Annotated in this window: 1 protein-coding gene; it reads left to right on the forward strand. The window is 60.4% G+C overall.

Features of this window, described 5'->3' with window-relative positions:
* Positions 1–266 precede the first annotated feature (266 nt).
* Positions 267–1,859 (forward strand): phosphoadenosine phosphosulfate reductase domain-containing protein (locus F6X42_RS42475; protein ID WP_246530562.1); only part of this gene is annotated, 1,593 nt, incomplete at its 3' end.

Below are 1,859 nucleotides of genomic sequence, written 5' to 3' on the forward strand. Positions count from 1 at the left end.
CTGACAGTTTCGACGGCAGCGGGCCAAGCCGTTTCTCCAATGCCTTGCCGCGCCTCGATCGGGCAACGCGGCAGCCGGATCTTTTCGCCGCGGCCGACCAGTCGCTCGAAGAGGCTCAAGCCGCAAGTCTTGGCCTGACCTTGTAGTGAACTCATGATTCTTTAACCCTTTCGGGAGCCGATCCCGAAAGGGACGCTCCCATTCCTGTACGGAGCGAACAGATGGACCGTGATATTCATACCCTGATGGAAACCGCCATTGCATCGATGCAGTCGTACATCGAGCAGGGCTATGTACTGGCCGCAGGTGTGAGCGGTGGCAAGGACAGCACGTGCGCGATGGTGCTCATGCTCGAAGCAGTAAGGCGCGCGAGGCATGCACCCCCCGGCGTCAGGCACTACATTACGTCGTCGGATACCACGATCGAAAACCCGAGTGCTGCGAACTTTCTGCATGCGATGCTCGATGAGGTCGCACTGTTCGTGGAGGACAGTGGTCTGCCGGTCGAGATACACGTCACGCAGCCGTCGCTGGCCTCGCAGTTCGTTGTTTCAACGATCGGGCGTGGCACGCTCGTAAGAACGCCAGAAAATGGCGTGCGTGACGGTAAGCGCATGCGGGCCTGCGCCGACAGCTGGAAAGTGCAACCACAGGGCAGGCTTCGTGCGCGGCTTGAAAAGGAGGCGTCATCGGCCCGCGTGAAGGAAGTCATCAGCGTCGTAGGCACCAGGCTGGACGAGTCGGCGGTACGGCGCGCAGCCATGACTGAGCGCAACGAGCAGGCCGACGTGGCAACACGGCAGGCGTCTGGCTCACTGTCGCTTTCGCCTTTGAAGGACTGGACGTCTGACGATGTCTGGACGATGCTTGGCTGTATGGTTGATCCAGGGTCACTCCGGTTCTCGAGTCCGCTCGCGCCGGCGACCATCGCAAAACTCTCGGATATCTACCGCGCTGGCAATGGCGGTGTCTGCGGTGTCATAGCCGGGGAGAGCGGCGCTCGCGCAGCTTGCGGAAGCAGGTTCGGATGCGCACTATGCGGTGTCACAGGTGCTCGTGACAAGTCGATGGAGTTCATGGTTCAGGAGCCGGAACACGCGCACCTGAAGCCGTTGAACGAGTTCCGTAACTATCTTCTGGCGATCCAGTGGGATCTGTCTCGGCGTGAGCTCGTTGGATGCACGATCAGTGATGCGGGGTACGCGCGAATCCAGCCGGATACCTATGGATTATGGGAGAGGGTCCGGATGTTACGCATGCTGCTTTCGATCGACGCGAACGAGCGGGATCGGGCGGAAGCTCACGCGGGCGATCTCGCATCCGGTCGCATTGACGATACCGAAGACAAGCGGATGCTGTGCGATCCGCAGTTCGAATTCGTCACGCCGCAGCAGCTTGTGGCGATCGATTTCTTTCTGTCGATGCACCACTACGCACCGCATGCGTTCCCCGCGCTCACTGCGTGGCATGACGTCAACGTGCTTGGCCGCAGATATGCGGTTCCTCACGTCGAGCCGAAGCCGAAGGCAGAGATTGTTCTGCATGGCTGGTACCCGGTGGATCGGTATGACCGTGAGGCACCTACGGTCGGCCTCCGCGACGTTGATGCGGAACAGTGGAATCGCTATCGGCATCCGGAGCGTGCAGGGTGGTACGCGCGTACGTCGGCCGGCGAGCAAACGCTGTATTTTGAGGAGGCCTCGCAGTTTGAGGTCGACGCCGAAGCCGCATATGAGTTTGTGACTTGCACGTACGACACCGCGTTCATGCTGAGAACTCAGCACCATGATGCGATGGAGTCAGCGCGTTTCTGGCTGAACGAAGGCATTGTGAAGCTGCCGGTCGGCATGGCGCAGCGA

Source organism: Paraburkholderia podalyriae (assembly GCF_014397785.1).
Lineage (GTDB): Bacteria > Pseudomonadota > Gammaproteobacteria > Burkholderiales > Burkholderiaceae > Paraburkholderia > Paraburkholderia podalyriae.